Below are 18,946 nucleotides of genomic sequence, written 5' to 3'. Positions count from 1 at the left end.
TTGACTGAAAAAGACACTTATAAAACGATTACCAAAGCTATAGAACCTGTTTTGTTTAAAGATAAAAACAGTAAATTCTTTGGCTATGCCTTTCCTATTTTAAATGAAGACGATGTAAAGCTTCATATAGAAGGATTAAAAAAAGAGCATCATTCTGCTAGACATTGGTGTTACGCCTATCAAATAGGTGCCGAAACCATAAGTTACCGCGCAAATGATGATGGCGAACCCAACAACAGCGCTGGGATGCCTATTTACGGACAAATTCAATCTTTTGATGTTACCAACATCTTAATTGTAGTTGTTCGCTATTTTGGAGGCGTTAAACTAGGCGTTGGTGGTTTAATAAACGCATACAAAACCACCGCGCAACTTGCTTTAGAAGCTTCCCAAATTATTGAGAAAACAATTAATATAGATTACCTCATTACTTTCGATTATAAAAACATGAATAAAGTAATGCGTGTTATTAAAGAGCGTAACTTAAATATCACGAATCAAAAACTAGAATTAGACTGTCAGATTACAATTTCCGTTAGAAAAAAAGAATCTGAAGCCGTTTTTGAAAAATTTAACCATCTTTTCGAAATACAAATCAAGCAAATTTAGATCCGTTCAAAAAAAATAAAAAATTTTTATCCCTCAAGAATATCTAAAATATATTGAGGTGCTTTTGTTGGACGCTTCGTTTTCATGTCTACAAACACTAAAATCGTGCTTGCTGTAGACAAAAGCTCACCTTGCTCATTTGTAATTTCGTACTCAAATTCTATTTTGGCAGTGGGTCTTTTTTTGAGTTGTGTTTTTACATTAATTAGGTCATCGTAACCTGCTGGTTTTTTATAATTTACATTTAAAGAAACCACTGGCAACATAATTCCATTTTCTTCCATAGTTTTATATGAAATGCCTAGTTTTCTTAGCCATTCAATACGGCCCATTTCTAAATATAATGCATAATTTCCGTGATAAACGACTCCCATTTGGTCTGTTTCACCGTATCTCACTCTTATTTGTATTTCATCGGATTTCACGACCATATTTGAATAATTTTTTGTAGTTTCGACATGTGCTTAAACTTGAGGAAAAAATTCCAATTATTCAATAGTAATTCATTTTTTTTTTAAGAATTTTGTTCACATCTTTGCCAAGCACAAAATGGAGGGATATGGAAATTCGTTTTTTCATCCATAAAATTAACAAACAACAAGAGTCTTTAAAATGAGTATAACTGCGCAAACGGTATGGAATAATTGTCTAGAATTCATAAAGGATAATATTCAACCGCAAGCTTATAAAACCTGGTTTGAACCAATAATAGCAGTTAAACTAACTGATAATGCTTTAAGCATTCAGGTGCCCAGTAAGTTCTTCTACGAATGGTTAGAAGAGCACTATGTTAAGATTTTAAAAGTATCCCTAACTAAAGAATTAGGTGAAAAAGCCAAGCTAGTTTACATTATTAAAATGGAAAACACATATGGCAACAAACAACCTTTTACAGAAAGAATTCCGAGTTCTAACAGAAGTGGTTTAAAATCACAAGATGTAGACATTCCTTTAAACAATAAAAACCCCGAATTACGTAATCCGTTTGTAATTCCAGGAATTAGAAATGTAAAAATAGAGTCGCAATTAAACCCTAATTACAGTTTCGAAAACTTTTTAGAAGGTGATTCTAACCGTTTAGCTAGAAGTGCAGGATTAGCTGTAGCGGCTAAGCCAGGTGGCACATCTTTTAATCCATTATTAATTTTTGGAGGTGTTGGTCTAGGTAAAACGCATTTGGCGCACGCTATTGGTGTTGATATTAAAGATAAATATCCTGAAAAAACGGTTTTATATATTTCTGCTGAAAAATTTACGCAACAATATATAGATTCTGTTAAGAAAAATAATAGAAACGATTTTATTCATTTCTATCAAATTATAGATGTTTTAATTATTGATGATGTGCAATTCCTAACAGGAAAAACAGGAACACAAGATGTTTTCTTTCACATTTTTAATCATTTACATCAAAATGGAAAACAAGTGATATTAACAAGTGATAAAGCACCTGTTGATATGCAAGATATTGAACAACGCTTATTATCTCGTTTTAAATGGGGACTTTCAGCAGAGTTACAACATCCTGATTTTGAAACACGCGTTTCTATTTTAAAGAATAAATTATATCGCGATGGTGTTGAAATGCCAGAAGACATTATAGATTATGTTGCTAAAAACATAAAAACTAACGTCCGCGAATTAGAAGGCGCTATTATTTCGTTAATAGCACAATCCTCTTTCAACAAAAAAGAAATCACTATTGATTTAGCGAGAACCATTGTTGAGAAGTTTGTGAAAAACACAAAACGCGAAGTTTCTATAGATTACATTCAAAAAGTAGTATCGGATTATTTCCAAATGGATATCGATACACTGCAATCTAAAACTAGAAAACGCCATATTGTACAAGCCAGACAATTAGCTATGTTTTTTGCTAAGAAATTAACAAAAGCATCGTTAGCAAGTATTGGTTCTCAAATAGGAAAACGCGACCACGCAACGGTTTTACACGCATGTAAAACGGTAGACAACTTATCTTCAACAGATAAACAATTTAAAAAATACGTTGAAGATATTTCGAAAAAACTTTCTGTTTAAAACTGTTTTAAAATGACTAAAATTCTGATGGTATGCTTGGGAAACATTTGTCGTTCCCCACTTGCCGAAGGTATTTTAAGAGCAAAACTACCAAAACACTTTATTGTAGATTCTGCAGGAACCGCAAATTACCACACCGGTAATGCACCAGATCCGCGTTCTATTGCTGTAGCTAAAAAGTATGGCATAAATATTTCAAACTTAAGAGGAAGGCAATTTTCGGTTTCCGATTTTGATACCTTCGATCTTATTTATGTTATGGACGACTCTAACTACAACAATGTTATAAAACTAGCGAGAAACAATGAAGACGTTTCTAAAGTAAATTTCATTTTAAACGAAGTTTACCCAGCTCAAGATTTTAATGTACCAGATCCTTATTACGGAGGAACCAATGGATTTGAAAACATTTACAACATGCTAAATGAAGCATGCATATCTATTGCCCATAATTTAACTTCGGAATAAAATGACATCTGCTATAGGCCAACTTTACTTAATACCAACCACTTTAGGAGACAATAATCCACTTGATGTTTTGCCTATAACTGTAAAAAATACTATAGATAAAATTGATGTTTTTATTGTTGAAAATGAAAAAACAGCACGTCGATTTATAAAGAAGATATGTCCGGCAAAATCACAACCCGCTTTACAATTGTTTCTTTTAAACAAACGTACAGAAGCTAGCGAATTACCAGCCTTTTTAAATCCTTGTTTAACAGGTATTAACGTAGGCCTTTTATCTGAAGCAGGTTGCCCTGGTGTAGCAGATCCAGGAGCTGATGTTGTAAAAATAGCTCATGAAAAAAACATAAAGGTAGTACCACTTGTTGGACCATCGTCTATTTTAATGGCTATGATGAGTTCTGGCATGAACGGACAGAGCTTTGCTTTTAACGGCTACTTACCTATTGATAAAGCTGAGCGTAAAGCCGAAATTAAACGCTTAGAACGCTTATCTTTCGAACATAATCAATCTCAATTGTTTATTGAAACTCCTTATAGAAATAACAAAATGCTAGAAGATTTAAGCAGCATTTTAGAGAAAAACACAGATATCTGTGTGGCTTGCGATATTACTTTAGACACGGAGTTTATAAAAACTAAAAATGCCGCAGCTTGGCAAAAAAATAGCGTTGACCTTCATAAAAGACCAACGCTATTCATTATACATAAAAGCTAATTTAAACCCCTTTTAGATGGCTTTTGCTCGTCTATCTGGTTTTACAAACGAAGTGTCGTAACCAGAAAATCGCTTCATGTAATACTGTACTGTGGTTCCAAAACCATCAGCGAAGTTATCTAAACCATAACTCCTTAAATAAGTTTTAACACTGCCAGGACCAGCTAAATGTGCCGCTGCTAGAATACCAGATTCTGTAACTAACACACCGTTAATGCGGCGCCCTACAAAGTTTTTAATGTCACGTCGCAAAATCCATTTGTTTCTTGCAGCGTTGGCAATAAATGCCTTTTCTTGTAATTTAGGACTTTTTAAAAATGCCTCCGGATTATTAATCCCAATCATCTTTAAAGTTTCTGTCCCAAATTGATATTTGCCTAAATAACCAAAAGTATTTACAATAGCGTAATTACCTCTAGATTCTTTAAAGCCTATAGCTTCTTTAAATCCTACAAATGATTTTCCCAAAAATGGAGAAAATTCATTGTCCTCGTCGTTTGACAGTAAAATATCATCTTTGATACCTTCGTCCAGACTTACAGTATAATTTAACTCTAAGCCTGCTGTTGAATATTTACTTAAATCTACGATCGAATCATTTGATGAAAACGACACACTTAACACAATTACTGTAAAAAGTACCAAGACTAAGTAACTTGCAATATTCTTTGTCATAATGTCTAAATTCTTCAGTGAAATTACAATTTAAATTCACCTGAAATTTTGAGCGTGCAAAAGTACGGCTTTTTCTAAAACTAACAAAATTAATCGTTTAACGACACAAATCAAATGTACAATAGATGAAATACACAGCCTTTTTTACCAAATTCGAGAGTTGGAAATGGTAATTTTATCATGTTAAAAACACTAAAAACAGTTTTTAGAAAGGCTGAATTTGTTTTTATATGTTCTAAATCAAGATCAAGGCTTAAAAAGACCTGCCTGTGCCGTAAATCACTAATTAACAAATCATTAACATTACTGCTTACACCAGCCAACATGCCCTCTCCACCGTAACCCACAGCTAGATTGAGCCATTTTGGAATCTTACTGTCCTTAAAGAACGCATGCATGTTAGCACTAAGCCAATAGGTTTGCCCATTATAATCCTTTAACACCTCTTCTAATAGTCCGTTTCCAAGCTTATCTGGGTTTTGTTTAGCATATTTTGTTTGATGAAAACTGTATTTAAGCGCAATTCGTTGCTCTTTCCACAATAATTCTTGCCCAATATACAAACTTGTACCCGATGCATTTGCTAAAATATCACCCCAAGAAAAACCCCATTCATCAGAATAACCATCCAGCATTTCTACAGCTGTAAGAAATCCAAAGCCTAAAGTAGCACCATATAAAATTTGACCTTTTCCACTTACACCACTCCAATTTAAAAGCTGTGCACCATGCTTCCCCATTTGATAAGCTGAAAAGGCATGGCCAAATTTATCCATTTGCAACCACTCATCATTATCATTTAAGGTATGGAATTTTGAACGCTCGTAATCGGCATACCACAGTTGGTTTAACCCAATTAAAGTAATACTTGCAAGTGCAGCTTCACTATAAACCACAACATTACGCCGCGAGGTATTTAAAGAATCACTAGGTATAAAAAAAGAATTAAATTCTTTTTGAGAAAAGGCAACCGACGACACTAAAAGTAAAAATAGCGCGTACTTCACTTTAAAAGCCATCACTATTTATTAATACCTTGAGCAGATAAAAAGCGTTGATATTCTCTAGCGTTTACATTATGCTGCGCTAAAGTTTTAGCAAACTTATGGAAGCCAAACTTTTTAGCATTTGCAGCAAAGTAAAGATATTGATGCTTTTCGTAATTTAAAACCGCATCTATAGCCGAGATATCAGGCATGGCAATTAAACCTGGTGGCAAACCACGATTTTGATATGTATTATAAGGTGAATCTATATCTTTATGCACATTTAAAACACGCTTAATTACTGTGTTTTTATACTTAGGTAATTGATATGCAGCAAATTTTAAAGTAGGATCGGCTTGTAAAGGCATACCAATTCTTAACCTATTCATGTACACACCTGCAATGGTTGGTTGCTCGCTAGCTTGCTTCGATTCCTCGTAAACAATAGAGGCCAATGCAATCACTTCATTAGGCTCTAAACCAATGGCTTCAGCTTTTTTTGTTCTAGTAGCATTCCAAAAGCGCTTATATTCTTTAAGCATTCTATTTCTAAAACCTTCTGCATCGGTGTTCCAAAAAACCTCATAACTATTAGGTAAATACATTCCTAAAGCTGTGGCTTCATTGAATTTATTTTCAGCTAAAAACGTTTTATCCGTCATAGCTTTCAACAAAGACAAACTATCTGCTTCGATTTCTTTAGAAACACGTCCTGCCAGTTTTTCTAAAGTAGATTGATTATTAAAAGATACCTTAATAGCTATATTACCACTTCTAATAGAATTAATAATATCGTTATTAGTCATTCCCTTTTTTATAGCAAACTTCCCTGCTCTAATATTAGAGATGTATTTTTTTTGTTCAGCTAAATCATCAAACGACTCAATATCATCAAGTAAAGGCTCTAACTGACTTCTAACCTCGCTATAAGTTGCATTACTAGATATATAAACATAAGCCGTTTCATTATTAAAAGCCGTATTTGGCCTTAGCATTGCTTTGTAAACAAAGTTTGCAAAAAATGCGGCTACAAGAAGCCCAATAACAGCAATAGCAATAAGTATTTTTTTTATGTACATTTAATTTTTAATAAGCTGAAATAAATATTCGTTTTTATAAGAACCATTAATATAGTTCCAATCTTTTTTTAATCCAATTTGTTCAAAACCCTGATTGGTAAACAGTTTGACACTTGTAGTATTTTCTTCGGAAATATTACAATAAAGCTGATGAAGATCCAAATGAGTGAAACTGTAGTTTATCAATAAAGCCAAAGCTTCCTTACCTGCCCCTTTGCTTCTATTTTCTTCATCTTTAATTAATATTCCAATACCAGCACGTCCATTTTTAAAATCGAAATCGAACAAATCAATTAGGCCAATAGCTTTATCTTCATTTGTAGAAATCACTAAACGGAGTTGCTTTACATCGTAAATATCTCGGTGAGCCTCCTCTAAATATTGCTTAATTAAAAACTTAGAATATGGCGTTTGTGTATTACTAATTTCCCAAACAGCCTCGTCGTTTTCAACAGCATGAATAAATTCTAAATCTTCAGGCTCTAAAGCGCGCAAATAGATATGTTCGCCTTTTAGAGTTATCATATTTCGCCTTTAAATACAAATTTTGCAGGACCAATAAGCCAAACATTTTTGTAAACACCATTGTCAACATCGAAACTTACTTTCAATTTTCCGCCCTGAACATTTAATTTTATCAAAGTTTCTGTAGTTTCATTTATAGCATGCATAGCAATAGCAACGGCCGTTACACCTGTTCCGCAAGATAATGTTTCATCTTCTACACCACGCTCGTAAGTGCGCACTCTAAAAACTTCATCATTTACCTTTTTTACAAAATTCACGTTTGTACCTTCTGTAAAATAAGGTTCACCATTTCTAATTTTAGAACCTTTTTCCTTAATATTAAAATACTCAATAGCATCTTCAAATTGAACATGGTGCGGCGATCCGGTGTTTAAAAACACATAATTATCAAACTTTTCCACAACATCAACATCCAACATTTGTAACTTCACAATATCGCCTTCAATTTCAGCATGATGTAAACCATCGATAGCTTCAAAAACAGCTTTATCTTCAATAACACCCAAATGTTTTGCAAAAGCAACCAAACAGCGACCTCCGTTTCCACACATGGTACTTTCGTTACCATCGGCATTAAAATACACCATTTTAAAATCTAGCGTATCATGATTTTCTAGAAGAATAAGTCCGTCTGCTCCTATCCCAAAACGTCTATCGCACAAAAAAGCAATATTTTTGGCATCTCTTTTATTGAACGCTTGCTGACGGTTATCAACCATCACAAAATCGTTCCCTGTTCCTTGATATTTATAAAAAGTCTGTTGCATAATATGTCAACAAATATATGAATAAAGAATGTAATTTTCTGTTGAGAAAATGAGGAAATAATGCATAAAAACACAAAATAAAAGTAACAAACAGCTTTTAACTTCGTAATACATTTTAACTATAAAAACCTATATTAAAGCATTAATTACAAATATCTTAATAACACAATCCAAGATAATAACGCACTTTACACCTCTGTTAAACAGGCGTTAAAGTGTACGTTAAAAATCGTTAAAAATAAATTTCATGTTCTGTAAATAATTAATTTTAATTGTTCAAAAGATGGAACACGATTTTAAACACTCAAAATTATAGATTATATGAAGAAGATTTTAACCTTAGTAATGGTATCCGTATTAGGAGGTGTTATAACTCTTGGTGCGTACAAAGTTTTTTTAGAAAAAGATAACACCGTAGTTGTTGCAGCAAATAGCGAACAACCTACTTTTTTACCAACAAATAATTTAAACATGGCGCTTAATGCTGCCGAAAATACCGATTTTACTACTGCCGCAGATAATACAGTTCATGCTGTGGTACACGTAAAAAACGTAACTATTAGCTCTGGACAAATGACCTTGCAAGATTTCTTTTCAGGAAGAAGTCCTCAACGCGCGCAAATGGGTACAGGTTCTGGGGTAATTATTAATGCCGATGGATATATTGTTACCAATAACCACGTTATTAAAAACGCCAGCGAACTTTCGGTAACATTAAACAACAATAAAACGTATACTGCTGAAGTTGTTGGGACCGATCCAAAAACGGATATCGCGCTGTTAAAAATTGACGCTGATGAAAATTTACCATATGTTACTTTTGGAGATTCAGATAGCGTGCAAATTGGCGAATGGGTTTTAGCCGTTGGTAACCCGTTCAACTTAACCTCTACGGTAACAGCAGGAATTATAAGTGCAAAATCTAGAGATTTAACAGGGCAAAGTTCTCAATCCTTTTTACAAACCGATGCAGCCGTAAACCCAGGAAACTCTGGTGGAGCACTAGTAAATACTAATGGAGAATTAATTGGAATTAACACGGCAATTTCATCTCAAACTGGTTCTTACGTTGGGTATTCTTTTGCTGTACCAAGTAATATTGCACGTAAAGTTATTGAAGATATTATGGAATTTGGTAACGTACAAAATGGCGTGTTAGGAATTCAAGGCGGAACTTTTAATAGCGCTGTAGCGGAAGAAATGGGTGTAAATTACGCCGAAGGTGTTTACGTTGCCGAAGTAATTAAAAACTCTGGAGCCGAAAAAGCAGGTATTAAAAAAGGAGATGTTATTAAGAAATTAGACAATATCGAGATTTCTAAATTTGAAGATTTAAGCGGGTACATTAAAACAAAGCGCCCGAATGATGTAGTAAATGTAGAATTATACAGAAAGAACGATTTAAAATCGGTGTCGGTAACCTTAACAAAAACTGAAATGTTTACCGTTAATTTCATGAAAATGGACTTACAAGATTTATCAGATTCTTTTAAAGAGAAGTACCAAATAGATTACGGTGTAATTGTTAAGAACACAGAGAATAAATGGTTGTATTCTAACTTAGGAATTTCCGAAGGCTATATTATTACCGGAATTAACGACACTAAAATTGAAAGTATAGATGATATTTCAAAACTAAAGGAAAAATATGGTGAAGATATTTTAGATAACATTAAAAAGCTAGAATATATAAACACACGAAAAGAAAGAAAAGAAGTTCTTTTTAAATAAAACTTGTTTGAATTTGTGTTAGTGAAACCTCTTTAAGGCGTAAAGTTTTAAAGAGGTTTCTTTTTTGCCATACCTTATATATTTAAGTGTAAAAACTAAGGAAATAACTATAAGATTTCAGTAGAAAAAAAAGTCATCAAACAATCTACGAAAACGTTTGAAATATGGTATTTTTGCAAAAAAACTACAACTAAACTTTTTAAATTATGTCCTTTAACAAAACTTATGAAAAGGAATTAGCATTTCAGGCCGACAGACGTCGAGCAACTGTAGAATTCATTAAAATTATTAGTGATCTCTGGTACGATAAATCTATAGAATTGGTTCTTTTTAGAAACCAACTTATAGACCGTAATGTGAGTCAGATTTTAAATCTTCATGAATATGCGGGTAAATTTGTACAAAAGCCAATTTCCGTTTTCGATTCTGTAGAAATTGCACAAGCCATTAAAACGCTCGATGTGCCACCAGCCAAGCTCGACATTGGTAAATTAACTTTCGAGTTTCAATCAGAAGACAACAAGTATAATAACGCCACAGCATTTGTTGCTTCAAAATTGAAAGATGCTCACAAAAACGGAAGTATTGATCCTAAAAACGTGATACTTTATGGTTTTGGTAGAATTGGTCGTTTGGTAGCCCGAGAACTTATGGCCAAAACAGGCCAAGGTAGTCAAATGCGTTTACGCGCTATTGTAACACGAGGAACTATAGATGCACAAATTTTAGAAAAACGCGCCGCGCTTTTACGTAATGATTCTGTACATGGAGATTTTTCAGGAACTGTTTCTATTGATGTTAAAAACGAAGCTTTAATTATTAATGGCACTACTGTAAAAATTATTTCAGCTAATAACCCAGAAGATATTGACTACACCGAATTTGGTATAGACAACGCTTTAGTTATTGATAACACTGGTGCTTTTAGAGATAAAGAAGCTTTAAGCAGACATTTAAAATCTAAAGGTGTCGATAAAGTATTGCTTACTGCACCAGGAAAAGGAATACCAAATATTGTATACGGTGTAAACCATAAAGAGAATAACCCAGACAAGCATGCTATTTTCTCAGCCGCATCGTGCACAACCAATGCCATTACGCCTATTTTAAAAGTTATGGAAGATTCTTTTGGTATAAAAAGTGGCCACTTAGAAACTATTCATGCCTATACAAACGATCAAAATTTAGTCGACAATTTTCACGGAAAATACCGTCGTGGTCGTGCAGCCGCATTAAATATGGTAATTACAGAAACTGGTGCTGGCACCGCAGTTTCTAAAGCTTTACCAAGCTTAGAAGGCAAGCTAACATCGAACGCCATCCGTGTGCCTGTACCTAACGGATCGTTAGCAATTTTAAATTTAGAACTTGAAAAAGAAACATCTCTTCAGGCTGTAAATACTATTTTAAAGAAATATGCTTTGGAAGGTGATTTAGTTGAACAAATAAAATATGAGCTAAGCGATGAGCTAGTATCTAGTGATATTGTGGGTTGTTCTGCACCTTCTATTTACGATAGTAAAGCCACTATTGTTAGAAAAGACGGCAAAAACATCCTGCTTTATATATGGTATGATAATGAATATGGCTATAGCCATCAAGTTATTAGATTGGCTAAATATATTTCTAAAGTAAGAAGGTTTACCTATTATTAGAATAAAACATCTAAAATAAAATGTTACCCGTATATAAATTAGCCTCATTTTAATGAGGCTTTTTAACTAATTATAAGCATATTTTCATAACTTCGTAAACCGAATTCAACCCATAAAAAATTATTCTTAGAAATGAATTTTACTAAACAACTGTTCTTCATAGCCTGCGCGTTTTTATTGACGCTTTCGTCTTTTTCTCAAACCAATGCAACACAAGAAGAAGATAAATTATCTTTAAATAGTGGCTCAATAGATAACCAGTTTGAATTTGTTATCCGTCGTTCTAACAGCTGGCAAGATTATAAAACCGTAAAGAAAACATGGCTTTACACGCTTAAAGCACATACTTTAGATTCTCTAAAAGCAGTGCATAAAGATTTAGTAGACACCCAATTGGTAGTTAAAAATCAAGCAAAAGAAATTGCTGATTTAAAACTAAACCTTTCTAATACACAAACAGACTTAGAAAAAACAAATACCGAAAAAAATAACATGGCATTGTTTGGTTTACAAATGAGTAAATCGAGCTACAACGTGCTTATGTGGTCTATTATTGGTGGGTTATTAGCTTTTCTACTTTTCTTTATCTACAAGTTTAATAATAGTAACGCGATTACTCGTGCTGCAAAGAAAAGCTTAGCAGAAACAGAAGAGGAATTTGAAGAGCACAGAAAAACAGCTCTAGAACGTGAGCAAAAAGTACGTCGCCAATTGCAAGACGAAATAAATAAGCAGAAAAAAGCTTAAACGCTTCAGTATACAATATTTAAAATCCGTAATCTTTATTACGGATTTTTTTTGTGCTAAACTTTAATTATGATGCTCTAAAACTTAATTAAAAATACCAAACAATTCATTTATCTTTGTGGCAGATAAAAACAAGCCATGCGTATAGATATTATTACCGTTTTACCAGAATTATTAAAAAGTCCGTTTGAAGCTTCTATTCTAAAACGTGCCATTGAAGCCGATTTAGTAGAAGTGCATTTTCATAATTTACGCGATTATACTACCGATAACTATAAATCTATTGATGATACTCAGTTTGGTGGTGGCGCAGGTATGGTAATGATGGTAGAACCTATTGATAAGTGTATTTCGGCATTAAAAGAGCAACGTGAATACGACGAGGTGATTTACATGACACCCGATGGTGAAACCTTAAAGCAAGGTATTGCTAACCAATTATCGATGCATGAAAATATTATTATTTTATGCGGACATTATAAAGGTGTAGACCAACGTGTGCGTGATCAATTTATTACGCGCGAAATTTCTATTGGAGATTATGTGCTTTCTGGTGGAGAACTAGGAGCAGCTGTGCTTTGTGATGCAATAATTAGATTAATACCTGGGGTTTTGGGTAATGAAACTTCTGCCCTAACCGATTCTTTTCAAGATAATTTATTAGCGCCTCCTATTTATACAAAACCTAGAGAATATAAAGGGTGGAAAGTTCCTGAATTATTATTTAGTGGCAATTTCCCTAAAATTGAAAAATGGAGAGAAGAGCAAGCTTACGAGCGTACTAAAAAATTGAGACCCGATTTATTGGATGAATAAAAAGGCTGTGGTGCGTACTTTAGTTGTGAATTGTAAATAGGAAAAACCCAATGCGCAAAAAGTAGATAGACAATTCGATCAATTTTAAAAATTGAAAAACAAAAACGATTCCCAACTTGCAATCAGAAATAACAAACCCAAGAATAACATGTTACAAGTGCATGAGACCTTCAAGTACATGTATTTGTGAGCACATTAGTCCTTTAAAGACTAAAACTCGTTTTATTATTCTTATGCATCCTAAGGAATATAAAAAGGAAAAAAGCGGAACAGGACATATAACAAATCTTCAACTTGAAAATTCAGAAATTATAGTTGGTGTTGATTTCACCAATAATAAGCGTGTAAACGACATACTGGCTAAAGAAAACAGTTCTTCTTTTTTACTTTACCCTGGGAAAGATAATTTCAACTTATCAATAAGAGAAAGTTTAGAAATAAATTCTTTTATGGGCAATAATGCAAACCTATTTCTTATTGATGGCACCTGGCCTTGCGCTCGTAAAATGCTTAAACTAAGCAGAAACTTGCAGAAATTAAAAAGAGTGAGTTTTGATAATACAATAAAATCAAAATTTATTATCAAGCAGCAACCAGAATCTCTTTGCCTTAGTACTATTGAGTCGGTTTACACGGTATTAAATTTACTTAAGGATAGTGATTTAGAAGAATGTGACACAAAAGACTTTCTTATTCCTTTTGAAAAAATGATTGAGCATCAACTGGAATATATGCTAAACCCAAATAATAAAAACTATTGCACTACTGCGAATAAAGCGATTACTCCTAAAACCATGTATAAGAAGAATACGGAAAGGAATATTATTTTTGAACAAAAATAGATACAATATCTCTATTGATAGTTTTAGACCTTTCGGGTAGCCAAATGTTTGTAGGTAGTTGTGTTAAGGATAGCAGCGGCATCCTTTTTGAGAAACTTAAAATAGACTGAATTTATTATTGATAACTATACTTTTAAAAAGAAGAAAACCATAGCACCATAGCTAAAACCTTCTCAAAAAGATATAGCGGATAGCCTGACCTGCAAGGGAACACCCTAATTGGTGTTTTAAATTTAATATTTTAATTGTGGGTTTTAAAATATTAAGTATCTTTGCAGCCAATTTCGGGTTAACCTCTGGCGAGAATCGTGAATGTTGTTCTGAATTAATAATTAAATAAATATAAAGATATGGAATCTTTAGTAAAATTTGTTCAAGACGAGTTTGTAACAAAAAAAGATTTTCCAGAGTTTGGAGCTGGAGACACAATTACTGTATACTACGAAATTAAAGAGGGTACTAAAACACGTACACAGTTCTTTAGAGGTGTAGTTATTCAAAGAAGAGGATCAGGTTCTTCTGAAACTTTTACAATTAGAAAAATGTCTGGTACTATTGGGGTAGAACGTATTTTCCCTGTTAATTTACCTGCATTACAAAAGATAGAAGTTAACAAACGTGGTAAAGTACGTAGAGCTAGAATCTACTACTTCAGAGGTTTAACTGGTAAGAAAGCTAGAATTACTGAGCGTAGACGTTAATTACAAAACACTGTTTTACAGTAAGTTAAAAGCCTTAAAATTTATCTTAAGGCTTTTTTTATGAACAAATGTTAATAACCTTAGTTCATAAGCTGTTGATAATTAGAGTCTTAAAAATTTTTAGATTTCGCATTGTGGTTGTATCTTAGCAGTAAGGATAATGACAACAATAGTTGGTTTCACTTCAACACTGAATTTACATTTAATTCTAAATAAGATAACGTTCTTACAAATTATTGTTTTTTAAGATTTTGTTATTTCAGGTGTATGCGTGAGTAGCAAAAAAAGGACATTGTAAAACACCAAATGCCACATGGCAAGCGGTTTTAATAATGGACTACTTATAATAAAGCATGAAAACGAAGGTTTAAATGAATTTTATAAGTTGTGTTAATTGTGAAATACCAGCGAAAGCAAACCATCACCTTTTAACATCGAGAAAAACAATTACCACGATATATTAGTGTAATAGGTCAATACATTTTGAAATTACAGTAGTATATCAATTGAAATAGCAAACTTGAATTGAATAGGTTTTGATGAAAATTCGAATCGACTTAGTGAAATATTACTAAATTCAAGAAAACAAGAAAACTATTTCAAAAAAGCCATATCAAAGGAGATTAAGTTCTGCAGTGATATGGCTTTTGTTTTTTTATAGCTTTTGGGGCTATACCTCTACCCTAGTTCATACAACCCGATCTAAGTGTTCTTAATACTATATAAAAAGAAAAAGCGCTCATTTAAAAATGAACGCTTTTTAATAATCTTATATGTTTCTCTATGAGAAATACACGTAAATACCAATTACTATAACGCAGATAGCAATACCAACTGTTTTTAAATGTTTCCATGGTGTAATATCTACTTGTTTCGTAAACTCTAATACAAAAGCTTCTTTACGCGGATATAGTTTACCAATGATTAACATGATAATTACATTGAGCACAAACAAAATTGCCATTACATGTAAAAAATGCGGATAGTTATCGGCACCTACTACAAATGGTTTTACTACAAACTGACTTAAACTATATAGCACAACACCTGAAATAATAGCCACTTTTGCAGCAATTGCTGGCACATACTTTGTTAAATACCCAACCACAATAATAGTTAAGATAGGGATACTGTAACAACCGTTTACTTCTTGCAAGTATCCAAATAATCCGTCGGGAGCATTTGCAATTAAAGGCGCAATACACATGGATAGAATAGCTAAAACCATCCCAAAAGATTTTCCTGCAAATACGGTTTGCTTTTCGGTTGCTTCTTTATTAATGTGAGATTTGTAAATATCGATTCCGAATAATGTTACTGAACTATTTAATGCCGAATTGAACGAACTTAAAATAGCCCCAAACAAAACAGCCGCAAAGAAACCTACTAAGCCCGCTGGCAATACCTCGGTTACTAATCTTGGATAAGCTTCATCTGGATTCTCTAAAGTATCACCAAACATATGGAAAGCAATAATACCTGGTAAAACAACAATTAATGGCCCGAGTATTTTTATTCCCGATGCTAATAACAATCCTTTCTGGCCTTCTTTTAAGTTTTTAGCTCCTAAAGCACGCTGGATAATAGCTTGATTGGTTCCCCAATAGAACAACTGCACCAACATCATCCCTGTAAAAATTGTTCCAAAAGGAATAGCCGACTCCGGACCTCCTAAAGCTTTAAATTTATCAGGATTAGTTTCCATTAAAGTTGATACACCATCACCTATACTTCCTTCTCCAATAGCTAACAATCCAAAAAATGGAATTAATAGCCCACCAATTAACAAACCGACAGCATTTATAGTATCAGACACGGCAACTGCTTTTAAACCACCAAATATGGCATAAACAGAACCTATAATACCAATCCCCCAAACGGTAATCCAAAGTGCTGCAGTTTTAGAAACTCCCAACATATCTGGCACATTAAACATCGAGTTAATTGCTAAAGCTCCAGAATAAAGTACAATAGGTAATAATACAACTACATAACCACTTAAAAATAAACCAGATGTTATGGTTTTGGTCATTTTATCGTAACGTTTTTCTAAAAACTGAGGCACAGTTGTTATACCGCCTTTTAAATATCTTGGCAATAAAAATACAGCTGTTACCACCATAGCAATCGCTGCTAATGTTTCCCAAGCCATAACTAAAATTCCTTCCTTAAAAGCCGACCCGTTTAAACCAACTATTTGCTCTGTAGATAAATTGGTTAGTAATAAAGATCCAGCAATTACAACGCCTGTTAAACTTCTTCCTCCTAAAAAATATCCATCCGAGGAATCTTCGTTAGATTTTCGTGTTGCTAAATAAGATATAATAGCAACCAAGGCAGTAAAGCCTAAAAATGATATAATTTGCATCATATGTTTGTGTGGTTTAGTTTAATTTAAAATTCAAATATATCTAAAAATAAGAACATAAATCATTATTAATTGTAAAAAATACATTTATTTTTAATAAATCACTTGTATTTGTGAGTCTAGTTCCTATATTTGTAAAACCAATTACCTTAAACAAAACATTTTGTACAGTATAACACACAGTCATTCAGCACTTGAAATAGAAAATTCAAGCAAAACCATTTTCGCCAAAATTTGCTTAAACGATGGTGCGAGCCTTCAAGAATTAAAACTTTTTGGACAAACTTTAATAAAAAACCTGGGTCCTTTAGAGTATAAAAACACCTATGCATCGTCCATTCTTTTTCCTTTTGCAAATAGAATAAAAGACGGCACTTACACATACAACAATGAAACGTATAAGTTTCCTGTTAATGAAGTACCAAATAATAATGCCTTGCACGGCTTAGTTTTTGATAAGACGTTTGATGTTATAGATGAAACAACTACAGAGAATAGCGCTTCTGTAAAACTACTATATAAGGAAGATAAAAAATCTGAAGGTTTTCCTTTTACCTACTCTATTCAGTTAGAATATAGAATTACCGAAACCACACTAGACTTAAACGTAGAGGTAAAAAATACAGATAGTGAAACCTTTCCGTTTACCTTAGGCTGGCATCCTTATTTTTTAAGTAGTAATTTATCTGAAAGCTTACTATCTTTTGAAAGTACTAAAAAAATGGTTTTTAGCGAACGTATGATTACGACAGAAACCACTAACAATCCAGATCCGTCTGAAATGTTATTAAAAGACAAACAACTAGATGATTGTTGGGAGCTAGATAAAACCGAAGTTGAATTTGCAACGCCTAATTATAATTTAAGCATAAACTCTTCCGAAGAAAATTGCTTTTTACAAGCTTATACTCCACCCCTAGTTAATGTAATTGCAATAGAACCAACAACAGGAGTTTCCGATAGTTTTAACAATAAAATTGGCCTAAAAACCTTAGCGCCAAATGCCACATACCAATTAGATTGGAGCCTAAAACTAAACTAACATAATACTAAGAAATTATGAACACAACTTTAGTAAACCAAATTAAACAGGAGTTTCTAGATAAATTTAACGAAGAGCCTTTAATGGTTTTCTCGCCTGGAAGAATAAATATAATTGGTGAACATACCGATTATAACGATGGTTTTGTATTTCCAGCAGCTGTAAATAAAGGTATTATTGCTGCTATTAATAAAACGCAGAATAGCACATCGTCTGTTTCTGCATCCGATTTTAAGGACACCATTTCTTTTTCAATAGATTCTATTGCTCCTATGATAAAAGAAAGTTGGGGAAATTATGTTTTAGGTGTTATTGCAGAAATACAGAAATTAGGTAAAACCATCGAAAATTTTAATATGGTTTTTGGAGGCGATATTCCGTCGGGTTCAGGCATGTCATCATCTGCTGCTTTAGAAAATAGTGTTGTTTTTGGTTTAAATGAATTGTTTAATCTTGGTTTAAGTAAAACCGAAATGATTTTTATTTCGCAAAAAGCAGAACACAATTACGTGGGTGTTAATTGCGGTATTATGGATCAATACGCGAGTATGTTTGGTATCAAAAACCATGCATTACTTTTGGATTGCCGTTCGATTGAAGCTAAACCTTTTGAAATTAATTTTGAAAATTATGAGCTCATGCTTATCAACACTAACGTGAAGCATAGCTTATCTGATAGTGCTTACAATGATCGCCGATCTGTTTGCGAGAGTATTTCTAAAATGCTTAACATAAAAGCCTTAAGAGATGCTAATGAAGCTGATCTCGAAAAAGTAAAAAATAAAGTTACAGACGAAGATTACCAAAAAGCCTTATTTGTAATACAAGAAAATGAGCGTGCAGAACAAGCCTCTGCAGCCATGCAAAATGGTGATTTAGAAATGCTGGGGAAATTAATTTACGGATCGCACCACGGTTTACAATACCAATATAAAGTGAGTTGTGACGAATTGGATTTTCTAGTTGAAAGCGCAAAAAAGAATAACAATATTTTAGGCGCACGTATGATGGGTGGTGGCTTCGGTGGTTGCACGATAAATTTAATAGCTAAAAATGCCGTAGAAGATTTTAAAACTTCGGTAGCACCAGCCTATAAAAAAGCGTTCGATAAAGATTGTTCTATTTACACCGTAGAACTTTCAGACGGGACACACCTTATAAAATAATTCAAAAT

General features: G+C 33.2%; 19 protein-coding genes. 12 read left to right on the top strand and 7 right to left on the bottom strand.

Translation table 11 applies throughout. From position 1 onward, the window contains the following. Nucleotides 1-609 carry an IMPACT family protein gene (locus tag BM246_RS16005; protein WP_074939257.1) on the top strand — a complete coding sequence of 203 codons (609 nt, stop codon included), beginning with the start codon at nucleotides 1-3 and terminating at the stop codon, nucleotides 607-609. 26 nt (nucleotides 610-635) lie between these two features. Here BM246_RS16005 and BM246_RS16000 read toward each other — a convergent pair whose 3' ends face one another. After that, nucleotides 636-1,040 carry an acyl-CoA thioesterase gene (locus BM246_RS16000; protein WP_042498266.1) on the bottom strand — a complete coding sequence of 135 codons (405 nt, stop codon included), beginning with the start codon at nucleotides 1,038-1,040 and terminating at the stop codon, nucleotides 636-638. 181 nt (nucleotides 1,041-1,221) lie between these two features. On the opposite strand from BM246_RS16000, the gene dnaA reads away from it, so the two are divergent. From dnaA to BM246_RS15985, 3 genes are read left to right on the top strand one after another with little or no spacing between them, the layout of a single operon-like run. Next, nucleotides 1,222-2,649, top strand: a complete 1,428-nt coding sequence (gene dnaA / locus BM246_RS15995; RefSeq protein WP_042502842.1) for a chromosomal replication initiator protein DnaA — start codon at nucleotides 1,222-1,224, stop codon at nucleotides 2,647-2,649. Between the two features lie 12 nt (nucleotides 2,650-2,661). Further along, nucleotides 2,662-3,117 (top strand): low molecular weight protein-tyrosine-phosphatase, encoded by a 456-nt coding sequence (locus tag BM246_RS15990; protein ID WP_074939255.1) that lies wholly within the window; start codon nucleotides 2,662-2,664, stop codon nucleotides 3,115-3,117. Between the two features lies 1 nt (nucleotide 3,118). Then, the gene (locus BM246_RS15985) at nucleotides 3,119-3,835 is read left to right on the top strand and encodes an SAM-dependent methyltransferase (RefSeq protein WP_074939253.1); all 717 of its coding nucleotides are present in this window, start codon (nucleotides 3,119-3,121) and stop codon (nucleotides 3,833-3,835) included. Between the two features lie 12 nt (nucleotides 3,836-3,847). Here the strand turns inward: BM246_RS15985 and BM246_RS15980 are convergent, their stop codons facing one another. The 5 genes from BM246_RS15980 to dapF form a co-directional block, all read right to left on the bottom strand. Next, nucleotides 3,848-4,510 (bottom strand): hypothetical protein, encoded by a 663-nt coding sequence (locus BM246_RS15980; RefSeq protein ID WP_042502847.1) that lies wholly within the window; start codon nucleotides 4,508-4,510, stop codon nucleotides 3,848-3,850. 110 nt (nucleotides 4,511-4,620) lie between these two features. Continuing rightward, nucleotides 4,621-5,529 (bottom strand): DUF2279 domain-containing protein, encoded by a 909-nt coding sequence (locus BM246_RS15975; RefSeq protein ID WP_074939251.1) that lies wholly within the window; start codon nucleotides 5,527-5,529, stop codon nucleotides 4,621-4,623. 2 nt (nucleotides 5,530-5,531) lie between these two features. Next, on the bottom strand, nucleotides 5,532-6,575 hold the full coding sequence (gene mltG / locus BM246_RS15970; protein ID WP_074939248.1) for an endolytic transglycosylase MltG: 1,044 nt from the start codon (nucleotides 6,573-6,575) through the stop codon (nucleotides 5,532-5,534). Further along, nucleotides 6,576-7,100 carry a GNAT family N-acetyltransferase gene (locus tag BM246_RS15965; RefSeq protein ID WP_074939246.1) on the bottom strand — a complete coding sequence of 175 codons (525 nt, stop codon included), beginning with the start codon at nucleotides 7,098-7,100 and terminating at the stop codon, nucleotides 6,576-6,578. After that, nucleotides 7,097-7,870 carry a diaminopimelate epimerase gene (gene dapF, locus BM246_RS15960; RefSeq protein ID WP_074939244.1) on the bottom strand — a complete coding sequence of 258 codons (774 nt, stop codon included), beginning with the start codon at nucleotides 7,868-7,870 and terminating at the stop codon, nucleotides 7,097-7,099. Before dapF ends, BM246_RS15965 begins: the two co-directional genes overlap by 4 nt. A gap of 321 nt (nucleotides 7,871-8,191) precedes the next feature. Between dapF and BM246_RS15955 the strand changes: the two genes are divergently transcribed. From BM246_RS15955 to rplS, 6 genes are all read left to right on the top strand, one after another. Continuing rightward, on the top strand, nucleotides 8,192-9,601 hold the full coding sequence (locus BM246_RS15955; RefSeq protein WP_074939241.1) for a trypsin-like peptidase domain-containing protein: 1,410 nt from the start codon (nucleotides 8,192-8,194) through the stop codon (nucleotides 9,599-9,601). Between the two features lie 206 nt (nucleotides 9,602-9,807). After that, a complete protein-coding gene (locus BM246_RS15950) occupies nucleotides 9,808-11,256 on the top strand; it encodes a glyceraldehyde-3-phosphate dehydrogenase (RefSeq protein ID WP_074939239.1) in 1,449 nt (482 codons plus the stop codon). 132 nt (nucleotides 11,257-11,388) lie between these two features. Further along, nucleotides 11,389-12,003, top strand: coding sequence for a hypothetical protein (locus BM246_RS15945; protein ID WP_042502859.1), 615 nt, complete (start codon nucleotides 11,389-11,391; stop codon nucleotides 12,001-12,003). Between the two features lie 138 nt (nucleotides 12,004-12,141). After that, nucleotides 12,142-12,819, top strand: coding sequence for a tRNA (guanosine(37)-N1)-methyltransferase TrmD (trmD, locus tag BM246_RS15940; RefSeq protein ID WP_042498253.1), 678 nt, complete (start codon nucleotides 12,142-12,144; stop codon nucleotides 12,817-12,819). Nucleotides 12,820-12,935: 116 nt separating this feature from the next. Next, nucleotides 12,936-13,661, top strand: coding sequence for a tRNA-uridine aminocarboxypropyltransferase (locus BM246_RS15935; protein ID WP_231961871.1), 726 nt, complete (start codon nucleotides 12,936-12,938; stop codon nucleotides 13,659-13,661). A gap of 350 nt (nucleotides 13,662-14,011) precedes the next feature. Beyond that, a complete protein-coding gene (rplS, locus tag BM246_RS15930) occupies nucleotides 14,012-14,362 on the top strand; it encodes a 50S ribosomal protein L19 (RefSeq protein WP_042502860.1) in 351 nt (116 codons plus the stop codon). A gap of 781 nt (nucleotides 14,363-15,143) precedes the next feature. Here rplS and BM246_RS15925 read toward each other — a convergent pair. Next, nucleotides 15,144-16,730, bottom strand: coding sequence for a solute:sodium symporter family transporter (locus tag BM246_RS15925; protein WP_083415831.1), 1,587 nt, complete (start codon nucleotides 16,728-16,730; stop codon nucleotides 15,144-15,146). Between the two features lie 163 nt (nucleotides 16,731-16,893). Between BM246_RS15925 and BM246_RS15920 the strand changes: the two genes are divergently transcribed. Together BM246_RS15920 and galK are read left to right on the top strand one after the other, a co-directional pair. Further along, a complete protein-coding gene (locus BM246_RS15920; RefSeq protein WP_175489808.1) occupies nucleotides 16,894-17,772 on the top strand; it encodes an aldose 1-epimerase in 879 nt (292 codons plus the stop codon). A gap of 17 nt (nucleotides 17,773-17,789) precedes the next feature. Continuing rightward, nucleotides 17,790-18,938, top strand: a complete 1,149-nt coding sequence (gene galK / locus BM246_RS15915; RefSeq protein ID WP_074939233.1) for a galactokinase — start codon at nucleotides 17,790-17,792, stop codon at nucleotides 18,936-18,938. The last annotated feature ends 8 nt before the right edge of the window (nucleotides 18,939-18,946 follow it).

The sequence above is a fragment of the Algibacter lectus genome, assembly GCF_900112395.1.
Taxonomy (GTDB): domain Bacteria; phylum Bacteroidota; class Bacteroidia; order Flavobacteriales; family Flavobacteriaceae; genus Algibacter; species Algibacter lectus.
This window is presented reverse-complemented; position numbering and strand designations above follow the sequence as displayed.